The sequence below is a fragment of the Verrucomicrobiota bacterium genome, from assembly GCA_039192515.1.
Lineage (GTDB): Bacteria > Verrucomicrobiota > Verrucomicrobiia > Methylacidiphilales > JBCCWR01 > JBCCWR01.
This window is the reverse complement of the sequence record JBCCXA010000012.1, coordinates 25,469-41,169: the sequence shown is the minus strand read 5'-3', so window position 1 is coordinate 41,169 and position 15,701 is coordinate 25,469. Positions and strand designations below refer to the sequence as shown.

Here is a 15,701-nt window from a genome sequence, read left to right as displayed (position 1 = left end):
GGATCACCTTATTGATACATTTTCGTCGACTCCCTTTTTCTTGTAGCTGAAGTTTTTACGCCTCTCGTTCAACTTCCATGACACCATTCGCTTTTAACTTAGAGTTTTAAATAATATTGAAAAGTAATACTTCTAGAAGTTATTTGCTAACCCGGTAGCTATTGCAACGGTTTTCCCAGCCTAACTTCCACCTTTTTTCTCCCCGCTTGGGATCCGAGTTTTGGATTCTTCTGTTTAGAACAAAAATAGCCGCATCAGCAAAAGCATCCAAGGCAGCAAGACCTTCCTCTTCCCCTTTCATCTCCTCTAAGACTTGTAGCAGTCCCCAGCCCTTCCCTGCATATCGTTCGGATTCTCTAATTCCTTCACCCTTAAAGTTCACATAATCAACAAGCGCATAAATACCATGTGGATGACCTGCTACACGGTAAAATTGATCACGGACCCTGCGAGTCCTCTGAGGAGATAGCCCTTTTGTTATCTTGCCTAGAGCTTGTTCAGATCTTCTTGCCGTATAGCGCGCTTGGACAGGTATCGTTTCTTTAAGAAAAAGCCTCAGTTGAGTCATTTCACTACCATCTTTCGACTTTTCAAAGGCATCTCGACTCAACCACGGAGAACCACCTTTTTTCTCGACTTGATCAACAAGCCATTGAGGCACTTCTACCCCCTCTTCTTTCATAAAAGCTATGAGTTTAGGAAAGCTTTCATCAAATGGGCCTTCATAACCCACTGGATACCAAATAAAATGTCCTATACCTAACGAAGGGAATTCTTCCCCTGGATTCCACATGGTTAGACCAGAGATCGTTCCTCCGCATTCGTTCTTCCATATCATTTTTCCAATACGCATGGCATCTTCATCATCAAGTGATATCTTGGATTTTGTAGGAGCTCCATATGCATAGGATGCTATGAAATCTGCTAAAAAGACAATGTGGACTAGATACAAAGAGAGCTTTAAAAATGAATTCATCTCCCCCATTATCTCCATCCAGTGAAAAAAGTCACGACAGCCTTTATCCTGGGTGCAGGATTTGGAACGCGCCTCAAACCTCTAACCAATCAATGTCCGAAACCACTCCTTAGAATTGGTGGACGTCCCATCATTACTTATGTTTTTGACCACCTTATTCAAACAGGCATTCAACGAATAATTATCAATACACATCATCTACATCATATCTATGATCAAACTTTTCCGGAAAGAGAGTGGAAAGGTATCCCTCTTATTTTCCGCCATGAGCATCCCGAGATTTTAGATACAGGTGGAGGTGTTCGTAATATTATAGACCTCGTTCAAGAAGATGAGAATTTAATAGTCTATAATGGAGATATTATGACCAACCTCCCTATTGAAAAGCTTTTGCATCACCATTTCATGAAATCTTCAGAGGTCACGCTTGCTCTAAGATCTAAGAATGGACCACTCCATGTCAATACTGATGAAAATGGACAGATTGTTGATATCCGTCATGAACTTAAACGCCCGTCTGCCCGAGATTGCTTATTTGCCTCTATTTATGTGGTCCAAACATCATTCTTAAATCGAATCCCACCCAATACTAAAATCTCAGTTATCTCAACATTCCTTGACATGCTACGCAAAAAAGAAAGTATTAACTCCTTACTCATTGATGAGGGCCATTGGTCCGACATAGGTACTCACGACGAGTTTAACCGCATTCAAAAAGCATACGAAAAACAGGCTCCTCATGATTCCAAATAAAAATGAACTTTTTGAGAGTACTCGTAGAGCCTTAGGCTTGAGTCCTGACGCACAGTTTACAGTTACCCCTATTGTTCAAGGAGGCTCTGATCGTTTCTTTTACAGGTTTCATACGCGATCACACCCCTCATTTATAGTCCTTCTGTACAATGACCAAAAAAAAGAAAATAGTCTCTACGCAGATATTGCCCGTTTTCTTAAAAAGCTAAATATTCAAGTCCCGCTTATCTTTGAACATGATGAGAGGAATAAAATTATCTGGATGGAGGATGTTGGACAGAGTGATCTCTACTCCATTCGAGATGAAGACTGGATAATACGTCGTGAGTTTTACCGTAAAGCACTAAAGCAAGTGAATATTCTTCATCACAAGGGGCTACCGCTCGCGCGAAAAACGGATTTAATTACCTTACCTAGTTTCAATGTTGGCTTGTATGAATGGGAGCACCATTACTTTTTAGAAAACCTCATCAACGCATATTTCGAAATAGAACTCAATGAACACGAGGCTATGAAACTTGGAGAAGAATTAGGCAGGTTAGAGGAAAGGCTAATGCAAACACCTACCTGCCTCATTCATCGAGACTTTCAATCGCAGAATATCATGCTCAGTGATGACTCGACCTACCTCATAGATTTCCAAGGCATTAGAGGTGGTTCTGCCTACTACGACCTAGGCTCATTACTTTATGATCCTTATGTTGACTTCAAACACAAAGAGAGAATCGATCTACTCGAATATTATTATGATCAACTTAGACATGATCCAATAACATCCATTCCAACTTGGGAAAATTTTCTTCTAAGTTTTTATGAAGCATCTGCTCAACGCCTCATGCAAGCTTTGGGTGCTTACGGATTCTTAGGACTTAAAAAGCATAAAGCTGAGTATTTATCTTATATTAAGCAAGGTCTTATTAACCTACTGGACTGCACCTATTACAGTGGAAACTTGCAGCACCTGCAAAAGCTATCTACAAAACTACTTGAATTAGAATCACAAAGGAGGAAAAATCTAAGAAAGACCTAGCTTTTCTTCCAGATTAGCTTTTGAAGTCATACCCACCAGCTTATCCTTTAACTCGCCTCCTTCAAAAATTAGCATGGTTGGTATTGCACGCACATCATATTGAGAGGCTAACTCCTTATTTTTATCTACATCTACCTTTGTGATAGTTACCTTGCCAACGTTAGCATCAGCCACTTCGTCCAATAAAGGTGCTATCATCTTACATGGACCGCACCACTCTGCCCAAAAATCAACCAAGACAGTTCCATCATTATTTAAAACCTTTTCCTGAAAAGAATCAGAACTTAATTCGACTACATTATCACTTGCCATAATCAATAACCTGAATCAGCTTCTAAAAAAAGCAACTCGGAAATCCCAAATTTCTATCAAGCAGCGGTTATTTAACGTCAATCAAATCACATCTGTGTAGACCAATGCTAGAACGATAAGACTCGCTAGTGAGCATATCATAGCTAGGACAGATGTCGCATTACCTCCTGAAGCCTGCTGCGGTACAACCGGCATAGGAGCTGAAGCCGGTGATGGTGTTGCTGATTGCGGTGCTGGTGCTGGCATAGGATTCCTGGGGGATGCTGCCGGAGCACCACTTGCACCTGGAACAGGTCCTTTATGCTGTTGTGCACCCGGACTGGGCATTGGGGCAGGAGCTGATTTTTTCTGTCCGAGAGGACCTCCTGCCTGAATACTAGCCCCAGGAGCTGGCATTGGTGAAGGCTGCTGGGGTTTACCCATTGGTGCACTTGGAGGCTTGGGCGTTGGTGCCCCTCCAAGTTTGCTAGGAGCTGCCGGTGGCATCTTTAGCGCCATAGTTTTACCTAGAGATGAGCTTTCATCACTTTTAGCAGAAGAGGGTGATTTAGCAGATGGAGGGGGAGGGGCAGCACCTGGCGCTGGCGGCGGCACAGGGGGCTTAGGCATGGGTGGTGCAGGTACTGCACCTGCTGCCGGCGGTGGCATAGGTGGTTTGGGTAAAGGCGGTACGGGAGGAGGTGCTGCGGCGCTCGCTGCAGGAGATGCTGTTGGTTTGGGCAGAGGCGCCGGTGTTGCTCCAGCAACGGGAGGTGCTGGTGGTTTCGGTAAAGGCGGTGCAGGGGAGGGGGGTGCTGCACTTGCTGCTGGTGGCGGGACAGGTGGCTTAGGTAAAGGTGGTACAGGTGCTACACTTGCTGGCGGTGGTGGCACAGGTGGCTTGGGTAAAGGTGATACCGGCACTGGTGCCGCGCCCGTTGGTGCAGGAGGAGCAGGAGGAGGGGGCATAGTTGGTGGTGCAGGAGGCTTATTACCCACCGGTGGTTCAACTTGAGCAGTTCTCCTTACTGCAGTAGAAACTGATCCAGGTGCAGGAGCAGTCAGTCCAGGTGGTTTAGCTCCAGGGATCTGAATTTTAGCAGTCGCTTCGACATCTGGTGCCTCACCCTTAGGTTTTAATGGTAAAGTTGCAGTGGGAGCCTCAGATGGTGGTGCAGGAATAGAAGATGAACCCATTGGTCGAGTTACATTCATCGATGCTTTATCGACAAGATCACTCTTTGGTGCGCCAGCAGGCGGGGCAGAAGAAGCACCAGTTCGCGGAGGCAAGCTGATCCGCATGGTCTCTTTCTTTATGTTCGCGGCCTTTGAAGCGCTGTCTAAAGCTACGGTCTTTTTAGAAATATCAGGAAATGGGACTTTGGGCTTTTGCTGGGAATCACCCCCAGGTTGCCTTCCCAATGGTTGTGTTGGAGGCTGTTTCTTTTCAGGTATATCTGCCATACATCACAATAACAACTTAGTTAGTTTTAAAAGTCAATGACTTTATAAAGCTTTTCCGTTAAAAACTACACCTAATGCATCTACTCACAAACCTTTGCAAAAGACTTTGAATCACTACAAAAACTAGAAATGGATTTATCTAACCGGAGGATGTCACAGAAGTTGAACGAGATTCATGAAAGCTTGAGCCACAAGCAAAAGAGAGTCAACAAAGATGTATCAAGAAGATGATACCACTAGGAAAGTATGTGTTTCTTGAAGCCAAGATGTTGCGCAGATGTTTAAGTGTCTGTAACACGACTTTGGTTTAATCTATAAACTCTAAACCATCTTTCCAAAAAGCATCAAAAGCTCTATCCCAGCTTCGTTCATTTTGCATTTTTCGAGCGGTTCGATCAAGGGTCTCGCGGCTCGGACCATTGTCCATGAACTCTGAAATAGCGCCAACCCATGCTCTGAGATCTTTAGCTTTCAAAATCTTGCAGTGATCTAATTCAGCAACCAGTTCTTTGGGGCCTCCAATATCTGAAACAAATACAGGAAGACCTGCTGCCATAGCCTCTATAACAACATTTCCAAAAGTATCCGTTGTGCTTGGAAATACGAACAAATCGGCTGAGGCATAAGCAACCCCTAACTCTTGCCCGGTCAAAATACCTGTAAAAATGGCGTCGGGTAACAATTGCATCATTTCTTCCTTATAAGGCCCCTCTCCCACAATGGCTAAAGAAACCCGACTAGAAGTCTTCTTAACTTCACGGTAAACTTCTGTTAAGAAGCCCAATTCCTTTTCCCTAGAGACTCTGCCGACATAAATAAGGACTTGCCCATTAGCCCCTTTTGCCTTCCAATAATTTTCATTACGGTGCTTGGGGTTAAAGAGTTCTGTGTCAAGACCTCTAGGTAAAATCTTCAACTTATTTGATGGAATGCCTCGCTCGATCCAACACTGCCTGTAAAATTCTGAATTCACATAAACGAGATCGAGTTGTGAATAGAACCAGTGCATAAATTGCCAGGCCAAGGTTTCCATCATATAATCTTCACTTAGGATGCTTACGTATTGAGGAAAATCAGTATGATAAATGCCGGATGTTCTAAGGCCCAATAATTTTGCAGCAGCTAATGCTGTAAGCCCCACTGGTCCAGGAGTGCTGATAATACACTCTGTAAATCTCTCCCGTTCAATGTAATCAATCATATCCAAAATAGGAGGAAAACTTAATTTCTGAAGCTTATATTCTGGCAGTTCAAACTCGCCTACTGGTTCAAAATTCATAATCGGAATATCATTTATAGATATTTCTGATCGCGACGTCACAACAGCAAGATCAGCACCTTGTTTCTTACCACTCAAACACATGGTCCGTATAGTTCTGGCGACCCCATTGACGTCCTCCAAAGTATCCGTAACCCAAGCTCTCTTCGTATTCTGAAGCTGCTTAGGTAAGTCCGGCATCATAGCTTTGGCAGTGCGCTCCAACAGCCTCCTATTGCCATGCAAGCTGTAGAAGGAATAGATATATGGAGTAACACTCAAACCGATCGGGATAAATCCGCTAAGTGGTTGTAAGCTCTCTACAAACTGATTCTTATTAATGCACTTTAAACAAGAATTAAACAAACGAAAGCAAAGGTCATTGGCTATCTTGGAAGCCATTTTAAATGTCCGTCTGCTTGGAGTTTTCTCTGAAGCAATAATGCGATCCAGATCTAGGCTTACTTTAGGATCCAAGAAATAATTCAGTATTTCACGATTGATGGAAGGATCAGCCTCAGGAGGTTTTAATAGATCCAATGCTTTACCAGAACGAACAAATTCTGCCACGTGACCGATACGTTCTGCTAAGGACAACTTTGCAGGATTTTCCCCATCTAGAAAACGTTGCATAATCTTCCCAAGCAAGTCCATCCCAACTGGCGCTTTGTACTTCAGTTTATCAGAAGCATAGGTATAGACGACATTGTACATGCTATTGGAAACTCTTAAGGCATCTCCACATGAGCCCACAGCCCGAGAATGTCCTTGCATGACTTGTGCTAGAAAAGAATCGATATCCTTTGCCTCGGAGACTTCAGTCCAAGCAGCTCCCGGGTATAACCCCCCATGATCATCTGAGCCCCCAGTTAATGACTTAGTCCAGGGTTGTTTTCCCATTGGTTCAAGCTCATGTTTTAGAGCTAGTTGCTCTACTCTTTCTTGAGACAAAGCTTCTAAGCACATTACGGTGACTTCTTGAGCAAGAGGCTCTCTGATTCCATTGAGTCCCTCAAATACCTTAAATAGCAAGATTAGTTTTTCAAAATGCTCAACTGATAACTTATTATTAATACTATACAACGGGTGAGCGACTCCGTGAGCTATACCAGCTTGATTCAGGTAGCTTACTAAATCATAGATATTATTCCGGATTTCTTGAACGGTCGCATGCTGCTGTTCAGTAATATTCCATAACAAAAGGTGTATTTTGCATCCATCCTCTGGAAAATAAGTGGTAACCTCCTCGCTTATGAAAACATCTGCTTGATCGACAATATCTAAGCATCCCTCAATTGTATTATGATCTGTGATTGTAACATAATCAGCCCCTTTAGCTTTTAACTTTTGGTATAGCTCTTTGGGACGAGTATAGCTTTCGGGCATACCCAGTTGCCTAAGCACCCATTCTGAAGGACGGTTTGAGTAACACGAATGGACATTTAAATCACATTTTGGCATATTCCGCATAGGTTAACGGTTGGTAACCTCTAGCCAAGATCATTTCAACTATCTGAATAATTTGCGCACGACACCGTGTCCATGCCAAATCATTAGGATGTAAGCTTAGGCGAATGACGTCATTTGCCCAAAGACGCTTCAGAAGATACGGATTCCATTGTCTTGAAATAAGGCGCCTCCACCCTGCTCTGGAGCTATAACACAAAGACTGCGTGAGGATCTGCTTACCTTTCTGTAGCAGCTCAATGCTATTCAAACGAGTTGTATAATGAAAACCTAACTTGCTTAGTTGCAAGTCATAAGCCTTGGGCAATAACCAAGCGGGTGCAATAAAACCATCTAATGGCCAATTTCTTTCCTTCCAAAAAAACATTCCCTTTTCTAGACGTTCGGAAAATTCTTGATCTGTTAAATCCCAGAACTCTCCTTCATTCGCAGTGTAAAAATTTTTAATAAAAAAATTGCCTTGGCTGCCTAATTTGCCCAAATGATAAAAACCATGGAGCACAAGATCATCTCCTGCTTCCAGTCTTTGCTCTAGAAAAGCTAATGAATTAGAATCTTCAAAAATTAGACCTTGGCGGTGATAATTAGGAATGATTAAAAGAGAGACATTTTTAACACCTAGGCAATTTAAGACCTCAATCTGTTCGGAGATTGCATGGTGGCTACCTTGATGATAGTCGTGCAACGATACAATAAATTTCTTACCGCTCACCTTACTTATCGAATCACCTGATTAGCTTTCGCTATCCCTTTCCAAATCGTCCCAGGAGCCATTAAAGTTTGTTTACCCAATATAGATCCCGGATTTAAAACTGAGTTACAACCCACTTCTGTACCATCGCCAACAATCGCACCAAATTTTCGTAATCCAGTTTCGATCTTTTCATTACCATGGCCTATGACCACTTCCCTTCGATCAAGTCGAAGATTTGAACATATCACACCGGCTCCTAGGTGCGCCTTATTACCCAGTATAGAATCACCTACATAAGAAAAATGCGGCACTTCTACATGATTCAGAAGCAAACTGTTCTTGAATTCACAGCTATTACCTAAGACACAGTTGTTTCCTACAATAACATTTTCTCGTATGTAGGCTCCATGACGAACTATACAATTCTTGCCAATCCAAGCAGGTCCCCTAATGAAAGCGCCTGGCTCAATAATGGTTCCCTCTCCAACATAAACTTCATCGCTGATGAATGGCTTTCCGATAACGCTTGCTTCAATGTTAGGCTTCAGCCTAAACTGCAAGTAGCTTGCTATTTGCTTGATAGGATCCCAGACGTACTGTGCAGATTCAAAGAGTTGAACATGATCTATATGATCTAATTCAAAATAATCCGAAGGCTTCAAATCCATTTTTAAAACCCTATCTCCTGAGACCGGCTACATTTCCACTCATGTCCCTAGCTCTAATATAGATCATATCTTTATCCTTCGTAGAAACTCGAAAAGACTCACTTTTACTATCTAGAACACCGTCTCGCGGAATAACAACTTCATAGTCAGCGCCATCACCTGAAACACTTACTGCCTCAAGCAAACTCGTTTCATCCTCCACCTTAAATTCTAGATAATCAGCACCTTGATTAAAAATGGTGATCTCAGGCTTTGTATGATCAATTTCCCAAGCTGAGCTTTCACGTTCTGCTTGCTTAGCATAATCTTGAGGGTTATCCGGCAAATCACTTGCAATCACGCGAGCTTTATAAACCCCATCCGGCCAGCCACTCGTATCCCAACTATACATAGGCTGATCCAATTCTTCTTTCAGCGACTGCCAATCTCTTTCGTTCTCCTTTTTAATTTCTAGTTGATAGGTCAACTCATCCTGATTTGCATCTTCTGCTTCCCAAACAATGGTACGCAATCCCGGTTCTTCGACCGGGTAGTATCTATCCGATTTATTAAGCGTTAAATTGGAGCTACCCTTAACCAATTGTTGAGCCGTTTTAGGTTGAAGTTGAGGCGCACGTGTTTCAATCGCCGTGTATCCAAGATTAGGTTCTAGAACTTTCACACTCTTAACCTCTGGGGCTATATTACTTACTTGATAATAGAGCTCTAAGCGGTCCACATAGCCGCTATTGATCCTGAGCTCTACTTGTAAATACCGCGCAGAAGGGCTTACAACTTTATCGGACTTGAGGGCTTCCCAGTCATACCATGATTTATCAGGATCGCTTGTATTTCCACTACGAGTTCTTAACTTCCAACTACCTTCACCAAATGCCCGGACAGCTCCCCACTGTGCAAATAATTTGGTATCCACCACGTTTGTTCTATAGACTCCTTCTTTGTTTCCTGTCACATCTACAAGATAAGCCTTGGCTAAATTACTGGTTAAGACCATCAGCTCTCCTTGACTCATAGGCAGCATGACTGTTGCTTGCCCCGACTCAAGACTTCCCCATCTGGACATGACATTATTCTGATCGGCATGATAGAGATACCCTTGATCCCCAGCATTCAATACAAGACCATCCTTTACAAGAGACATGCTATGTATAAGCAAACTCGTTTTCCAAAGAACATGCGGAGCTTTATCATCAGAACGCATCACGTAAAATATACTTCCCCCTTTAATAGACTTCGTGACTTCTTTTTTAGCACTCGTAACAGTCGTTTTGCTATTCTCCTGAGTTTTTACTTCACTGCTACTAACCGTCTCGACGCCTTTGATATCAATAACACTTGTCTTAGAGGATTTTGGAACTTTGCTAATAGGCGCATCACCTTTTCCATCCCCAATAGCAACAAAATAAATATCTCCCTTTTCATTTACTGCCACATCACGAATTTCCGTCTTTCCCGAGTCGAACAGAGCAACCGCTTTTCCTTTCTCGTAGATGTGATATACTAAACCCTTACCGACAGTTCCAGCAAGGAGCTCACCTTTTGCTCCGAACGCTAAGCATCGCACATGTGGCTCATCTGCATCATAATAAATCTCCCCCTTTCCTTTAGCCGTCACTTTAAAGATCTTACCTTCAGGCCCAGTAGCTAAATAGAGAGCACCTTTACTCCACAGCATATCCCATACATATTCCTCTCCCGTTTCAAAAAATACTTCGGATTTGCCATTGGGTCTTACCTTAAAGATCTTACCATTAGGAGATGTTGCTACGTAGACATCTTTATTACTGTCAACCGCTAGAGCATAAATATCTGTTTCATCGAACTTAATAAACTCCCGCACCTCCCCAGTATTGGACAAAAGGTAAACCATACCTTCCTCTCCAGAACCTATAACAAACTCATCACGGTTACGCTCAGCTCCTACCCATAGATGAGAGGCTTCAAATTCAGCTAACTCTTTAACGTCCGGGCCCACCGATAACTGCCCTTCAGCCGATAAGCTAACCGATTCCGTCTTTCCTGCAGCCAATTCTTGCAAAGAGTCAATAATGACACGCTTTGTCTGACCACAATAACCCGAAGCTGCTATTATTAGTCCTAATAATGTCAACCAATACTTACTCATCATAACCCTTTTTTGACTTTTGCTTCTACTACCTTACCACCTCGAATGACTCCATCAATCTTTCTAGCCTGATCAAACCAGACCTTTCTAGACAGCGGCTGCAATGCAGGTTTGGCAGCTGCATTCTTTCCCATAACGCTCAACACAGAATAAGGTAGGCCCGTTTGATCCCGCTGGCGAACCCTGGCGCCTAAATCATTTGTATACAACCTGAGGTAGAGGTGATCTGCTTGAAACTGTTTATTCAAACTATAAATCCTATCCCTGGCATCCCGAGCAAGCGACAAGGCACCCTTTCGTTTTTCTGAGCCCTCAAGCACATCGCCCCCTCCTACATAAATACCTACCTGGCCATCTTTTATGTGTTCCGGAAGTTCAAAGGAAAAGCGCTGCACCTCGCGCTCGCCAGCTAAATTCCTTAATGTAATAACCGCCTCTATTTTTTGGTCCGACCTGATTACAGGTGGATCCAGGACTACCTTTTCAATTTCCCAGACACTCGCCTGTTCCAGAGTTTTTACATCAAGCTCAAGTGAGGTAATGTCTAACTCATACGCATATTCATTTACCAAGTTCATGATCGTGAAACCCTGATCGAATAATGCACTCATCCTTTCCGAACGAGTGCCACTATAAACACCATCTAAAATAAGACTCGGATAGTCTTTAAAACCAAGCTTACCTTCCAAGCGCAAGCTTACTTCATCAGATAACTCATCGCCTAAAATCATCGACTGAATCATAATCATAAGAATTAACTGTGGCGTAAGAGCTCGATGCTTAGCAAATCCTCCCTCTAAAGTCTCTTGTGAGACTCCATTCCACTGGCGCTTGATTTTGTAAGTACCCATTTCAGGTAATTTACCAATTTTCCCAGCTATAGCTGCTGTCCTGTCTTGGGTAATTGTCCCACTCATTTTACCTGTATTCGCAATTTTAAACGGCCGAAAATAACTTGGAAGAATACTCAATATCTCAGCAGAAGCCATAGGTAGCTGCACTTCGCCAAGTCCGAGCATTGGGTGCCCAAACCCTAAAACTCTATCCCCTTTTCTCCAGGTTAGCGTCCCTGTACCCGCCATAGTAATATCACCAGAAACGAAAACTGCCGCCAGAGCAGAACCGGCTTCTAGAGGATAGGATTGGACCTTATCATCCTCCAAAGAAACGCCCCCAGTAGAAGCTAACATTAGTGGCATATCAGGAAAAATTTTATCTAACAAATGATTAAACTCACTCTTCCAACCCGTAATAGAAAATGGCAGGCCAAGATATTCCATATGCTGCTGCTTCGGCTTATCAAGCTTTGTTATGCTATGAGTAAAATCAGAAATAAGATTAAACCTTGACGTATGAAATACAGAAACATCTCTAGGAATTGCCTTCAAAGCATTGACATCTAGCATGTCTTTAATGGGAGTAAACCCGCAATGCCCATCTTTCTCAAAAGTTCCCACACGATAAGCTAATGCACCTACTAGTTTCCCTCCAATGTAGAGGGGGCTACCACTCATTCCATGAACGGCGCCGCTTAGAGCAGTTCGTTCATCTACCAAGCGTCCCAGAATCACATGCTTATCTGGTCCTAAATAATTCCACATGACCCCTAAAATCTCAGTATCTAACTCTATAATCTCACTTCCTCGGATGACTGTATGCGTTTTGCCACTCATACCTGAACGAATTTCCTCAATCGGCATAAGCTCTTGTGCATATGAAAAATTTTTGAAAGCAAGGACCCATAAAGCACATATGATCACTCCGTATTGTCGAGTCATAGTTCTTATCACGCGTAAATTCATTGTACAGCGAGTCACTTTACTTTGGATAAAGAGACCTCTAAAGCCTTCAGTGTTTGCTCAATTTCATCATCTCCATGCGCTAATGCCAAAAAGCAGGTCTCAAATTGAGAAGGCGGCAAATAAATTCCTGCATCTAACATAAAGTGAAAAAAGCTTTTGAACTGATCCAGATTAGCAGCTTTCACGTCGTTTAGATTGTCTATCGCACAATTAGTAAAGAACAAGCAGAACATAGAACCTATTCGATTAAGTGCTAAATTTAAAGGAGATTGATTGATTAGATTACGAATTCCAGCTTCGAGCTTTTGTCCTATGAGCTCTAACTTTTCATAGCCGTTTTCTGATTCTAATGTCTCTAGCTGAGCTAGGCCAGCTGCCATGGCTAAGGGATTTCCCGACAATGTTCCAGCTTGGTAAACAGGTCCATCAGGAGCTAGGCAATCCATTATTTTTGCTTTCCCACCAAAAGCTCCTACAGGCAATCCTCCACCAATTACCTTGCCAAACGCAGATAAATCCGGGTTTATACCTAATAGTTCTTGAGCGCCTCCCTTGGCTAAGCGAAAGCCCGTCATAACTTCATCAAAGATCAAAACACTACCGTATTTGTCAGTCCATTCTCTTAATTTTTGATGAAACCCATCTTTGGGTAGAATTAGCCCAGCATTAGCAGGAATAGGTTCTAAAATGACAGCAGCTATTTCCTCTCCCCATTTTGTAAAAGCTTCTTCCAATAAATCTATCTTATTAAATGGTAAAATAATCGTATCCTCAGCGGCCCCTTTAGTTATTCCTGCACTATCTGGATGTCCTAGTGTGAGCGCTCCAGAACCCGCTTTCACCAACAATGCATCAACATGCCCATGATAGCATCCTGCAAACTTTATGATTTTAGAGCGTTTTGTATAGCCTCGAGCCAGACGCACGCATGACATGGTTGCCTCAGTCCCGCTATTACACATGCGAACCTTATCTAGACTTGGAACCCAGTCGCAGATTTTCTTTGCTAAATCTACTTCGAAAGGATTTGGAGTTCCAAAACTCACACCATCTCTCGCAGCACTTTGCACCGCATCAATCACAGGCTTTGGCGCATGTCCTAAAATTGAAGGCCCCCACGTACAAACATAGTCTATGAGCTCTCGGTCATCTACACTAATAATCCGAGCTCCTTTTGCCCGTTTGACGAAAAAAGGTTGACCCCCTACTGCACGAAAAGCTCTAACAGGTGAATTAACTCCTCCAGGAATAACTTTTAACGCCTCTTCAAATAAAACTTGCGAATTTGACACTGCTAAAATCTTAAATTAAACGAAAACGTGATATTGCCATAAGTGGCCAATCTGTCAAAGGGTGAAATGGTTTAGTACACTCTCAGTCACACAGAGGGCTTGCCGAAATGGATACGTATCTGAGTGTGAATAAAGTCTTTCTTCCATCGGACTACAAAGCATAGAGGACAAGTTCCCGAAGTTGCTCTAATATTTTATAAGCTCTCTCCAGAGACTTCACGCAACACCAAGCTTTCTAAAGCCTCTTTGACTGGTTTTTGTTCATAAACAATTGCAAATAATTCATCCAATACGGGTGTCCTAATTGCTTTTTTCTGGGCAATCTGATGCAGTGCTTTAATGGTTGGGATACCCTCAGCAACACCTCTCACACGGTTTACTGCCTCTTCGACACCACAGCCTTGGCCCAATAGCAATCCAGCCTGATGGTTTCTACTGTGCCCGCTGTAAGCAGTAAGCATAAGATCGCCAACTCCACTTAGTCCAAATAATGTCTCTTTTTTAGCCCCTAGCACAGTGGCTAGCCTTACCATTTCAGCTAAACTGCGCGTCATAGTTGCGGCAATTCCGTTATCACCCAATGAGAGGCCTTTAGATATTCCACCTGCGATCGCATACACATTTTTTAAAGCTCCACCTAACTCCACACCAAGTAAGTCAGAGCTCGTGTAGACTCTAAATAACTTGTGATGAGATAATTCTTGTATCTGCTTAGCTAGGCTCTCTGTCTCAGCCGCAACCACCGCTGCTGAGGTCTTATTGGCTTGAATTTCCATAGCTAATGTTGGCCCCGATAGTACTCCTATCTTACAGCCTTCCCAAGTTTGCTTGAAAATAGTGCTCACATAGTCACCACTCTCTATCTCTATCCCCTTAATTAAACTAACGACCGGGCAACCAGGATGAAGTAATTTTGAAAGACGATTTCTTAGAACCTGACAGGGTATTGCCACAAAAACAAAATCTATTTCTCGCGTATCGTGCGGCCACTGGCCTTCATCTCGAGACAATAAAGTGACCTCATGCTGATTGCGCTCTAGAACAACCTTCATTGCTTTTGCCCAAGCCCCGGTGCCTATCATAACAATCTTCATACTTACTCAGCCTTTCTTCTACCCTTTAACTCAAAACGTTGTTCTGTTCCTCCTAATAATCGCTTGATATTAGATCGGTGTCTCCACACCCCTAAAAACCCCATCAAAACAGATAAGAACACAAAGGCTAGTTGATCTCTATAGATTAAGAGGGTCGAGACAGGCACAGCGAGACAAGCAGCTAACGAGGCGATTGAAACATACCTTGAGAGAAAAAAAACGACCACCCATGAACTAGATGAAATTAAAAAAGTCCATGGCATGAGACCCAACAAAACACCAGCAGAAGAAGCAATTCCCTTACCCCCTTTGAATCCCAACCATGGACAATAGTTATGTCCTAAAACTACCAACAATCCTCCGATAACCAGAAATAAAGACTGGTCTATATTACCCATTTCCATGAGACTTCTCTCATGAAAAAAATGCATGCACATTACAGGAGTTAAGCCCTTTAATACATCTAAGGCAAAAACCGTATAGCCCCACTTCTTCCCTAGGCTTCTCAAAACATTGGTGGCACCTATATTGCCACTTCCCTTCTCGCGAATATCAAATCCATTTAACTTTCCGACAAGAAAGCCAAAAGGTATCGACCCCACCAAAAAACATGAAAAGCATACCACTAAGGGTATCTCCCATCCTGCTGCTATAAATAACATGACTCGCTCATCTCTAAAGGACGCTCTAAAAAATTGTTCATGAGAGAAATGAAGAAAAAATTGCTGAAGTCAAGGAGGAAGCAAAATCGATATTTATTCCAAAGATGCAATAGGAGCAAAAAACC

The 15,701-nt window shown here is 42.8% G+C and carries 15 protein-coding genes; 4 read left to right on the top strand and 11 right to left on the bottom strand.

Annotated features, from left to right (window positions below):
* Positions 1-139: 139 nt before the first annotated feature.
* Entirely contained in the window at positions 140-976 is an 837-nt protein-coding gene (locus AAGA18_07100) for a hypothetical protein (protein ID MEM9445104.1), read from the bottom strand.
* Between the two features lie 21 nt (positions 977-997).
* Between AAGA18_07100 and AAGA18_07095 the strand changes: the two genes are divergently transcribed.
* Together AAGA18_07095 and AAGA18_07090 are read left to right on the top strand one after the other, a co-directional pair.
* On the top strand, positions 998-1,729 hold the full coding sequence (locus AAGA18_07095; protein ID MEM9445103.1) for a sugar phosphate nucleotidyltransferase: 732 nt from the start codon (positions 998-1,000) through the stop codon (positions 1,727-1,729).
* The gene (locus AAGA18_07090) at positions 1,716-2,759 is read left to right on the top strand and encodes a phosphotransferase (GenBank protein MEM9445102.1); all 1,044 of its coding nucleotides are present in this window, start codon (positions 1,716-1,718) and stop codon (positions 2,757-2,759) included. The genes AAGA18_07095 and AAGA18_07090 overlap by 14 nt, the downstream gene beginning before the upstream one ends.
* Here the strand turns inward: AAGA18_07090 and trxA are convergent.
* Positions 2,745-3,071 (bottom strand): thioredoxin, encoded by a 327-nt coding sequence (gene trxA, locus AAGA18_07085; protein MEM9445101.1) that lies wholly within the window; start codon positions 3,069-3,071, stop codon positions 2,745-2,747. The genes AAGA18_07090 and trxA overlap by 15 nt on opposite strands.
* An 81-nt stretch (positions 3,072-3,152) precedes the next feature.
* The gene (locus AAGA18_07080) at positions 3,153-3,557 is read right to left on the bottom strand and encodes a hypothetical protein (GenBank protein ID MEM9445100.1); all 405 of its coding nucleotides are present in this window, start codon (positions 3,555-3,557) and stop codon (positions 3,153-3,155) included.
* Between AAGA18_07080 and AAGA18_07075 the strand changes: the two genes are divergently transcribed.
* Both AAGA18_07075 and AAGA18_07070 read left to right on the top strand, forming a co-directional pair.
* A complete protein-coding gene (locus tag AAGA18_07075; GenBank protein MEM9445099.1) occupies positions 3,535-4,065 on the top strand; it encodes a hypothetical protein in 531 nt (176 codons plus the stop codon). The genes AAGA18_07080 and AAGA18_07075 overlap by 23 nt on opposite strands.
* A gap of 138 nt (positions 4,066-4,203) precedes the next feature.
* Positions 4,204-4,554 carry a hypothetical protein gene (locus AAGA18_07070; GenBank protein MEM9445098.1) on the top strand — a complete coding sequence of 117 codons (351 nt, stop codon included), beginning with the start codon at positions 4,204-4,206 and terminating at the stop codon, positions 4,552-4,554.
* 267 nt (positions 4,555-4,821) lie between these two features.
* Here AAGA18_07070 and AAGA18_07065 read toward each other — a convergent pair whose 3' ends face one another.
* The 8 genes from AAGA18_07065 to plsY form a co-directional block, all read right to left on the bottom strand.
* Positions 4,822-7,233 carry a glycosyltransferase gene (locus AAGA18_07065; protein ID MEM9445097.1) on the bottom strand — a complete coding sequence of 804 codons (2,412 nt, stop codon included), beginning with the start codon at positions 7,231-7,233 and terminating at the stop codon, positions 4,822-4,824.
* Entirely contained in the window at positions 7,220-7,951 is a 732-nt protein-coding gene (locus AAGA18_07060) for a polysaccharide deacetylase family protein (protein ID MEM9445096.1), read from the bottom strand. Before AAGA18_07060 ends, AAGA18_07065 begins: the two co-directional genes overlap by 14 nt.
* 5 nt (positions 7,952-7,956) lie before the next feature.
* Positions 7,957-8,601 carry a UDP-N-acetylglucosamine diphosphorylase gene (locus AAGA18_07055; GenBank protein MEM9445095.1) on the bottom strand — a complete coding sequence of 215 codons (645 nt, stop codon included), beginning with the start codon at positions 8,599-8,601 and terminating at the stop codon, positions 7,957-7,959.
* A gap of 10 nt (positions 8,602-8,611) precedes the next feature.
* Positions 8,612-10,729, bottom strand: coding sequence for a WD40 repeat domain-containing protein (locus AAGA18_07050; GenBank protein ID MEM9445094.1), 2,118 nt, complete (start codon positions 10,727-10,729; stop codon positions 8,612-8,614).
* A complete protein-coding gene (locus AAGA18_07045; protein ID MEM9445093.1) occupies positions 10,726-12,504 on the bottom strand; it encodes a hypothetical protein in 1,779 nt (592 codons plus the stop codon). The genes AAGA18_07050 and AAGA18_07045 overlap by 4 nt, the downstream gene beginning before the upstream one ends.
* Before the next feature lie 35 nt (positions 12,505-12,539).
* A complete protein-coding gene (gene hemL, locus AAGA18_07040) occupies positions 12,540-13,820 on the bottom strand; it encodes a glutamate-1-semialdehyde 2,1-aminomutase (protein ID MEM9445092.1) in 1,281 nt (426 codons plus the stop codon).
* Positions 13,821-14,014: 194 nt separating this feature from the next.
* Positions 14,015-14,914 carry an NAD(P)H-dependent glycerol-3-phosphate dehydrogenase gene (locus AAGA18_07035; GenBank protein ID MEM9445091.1) on the bottom strand — a complete coding sequence of 300 codons (900 nt, stop codon included), beginning with the start codon at positions 14,912-14,914 and terminating at the stop codon, positions 14,015-14,017.
* A 2-nt stretch (positions 14,915-14,916) separates the two neighbouring features.
* Positions 14,917-15,576 carry a glycerol-3-phosphate 1-O-acyltransferase PlsY gene (gene plsY / locus AAGA18_07030; GenBank protein ID MEM9445090.1) on the bottom strand — a complete coding sequence of 220 codons (660 nt, stop codon included), beginning with the start codon at positions 15,574-15,576 and terminating at the stop codon, positions 14,917-14,919.
* Between the last annotated feature and the right edge of the window lie 125 nt (positions 15,577-15,701).

What these genes read in the sequence shown, in the direction of transcription:
- AAGA18_07080 (MEM9445100.1), bottom strand. Translation starts at nt 3,557, where the DNA reads ATGCCACCGGCAGCTCCTAGCAAACTTGGAGGGGCACCAACGCCCAAG.
- AAGA18_07050 (MEM9445094.1), bottom strand. Translation starts at nt 10,729, where the DNA reads ATGATGAGTAAGTATTGGTTGACATTATTAGGACTAATAATAGCAGCT.
- plsY (MEM9445090.1), bottom strand. Translation starts at nt 15,576, where the DNA reads ATGTTATTTATAGCAGCAGGATGGGAGATACCCTTAGTGGTATGCTTT.
- AAGA18_07090 (MEM9445102.1), top strand. Translation starts at nt 1,716, where the DNA reads ATGATTCCAAATAAAAATGAACTTTTTGAGAGTACTCGTAGAGCCTTA.
- AAGA18_07055 (MEM9445095.1), bottom strand. Translation starts at nt 8,601, where the DNA reads ATGGATTTGAAGCCTTCGGATTATTTTGAATTAGATCATATAGATCAT.
- AAGA18_07035 (MEM9445091.1), bottom strand. Translation starts at nt 14,914, where the DNA reads ATGAAGATTGTTATGATAGGCACCGGGGCTTGGGCAAAAGCAATGAAG.
- trxA (MEM9445101.1), bottom strand. Translation starts at nt 3,071, where the DNA reads ATGGCAAGTGATAATGTAGTCGAATTAAGTTCTGATTCTTTTCAGGAA.
- AAGA18_07045 (MEM9445093.1), bottom strand. Translation starts at nt 12,504, where the DNA reads ATGACTCGACAATACGGAGTGATCATATGTGCTTTATGGGTCCTTGCT.
- AAGA18_07100 (MEM9445104.1), bottom strand. Translation starts at nt 976, where the DNA reads ATGAATTCATTTTTAAAGCTCTCTTTGTATCTAGTCCACATTGTCTTT.
- AAGA18_07065 (MEM9445097.1), bottom strand. Translation starts at nt 7,233, where the DNA reads ATGCCAAAATGTGATTTAAATGTCCATTCGTGTTACTCAAACCGTCCT.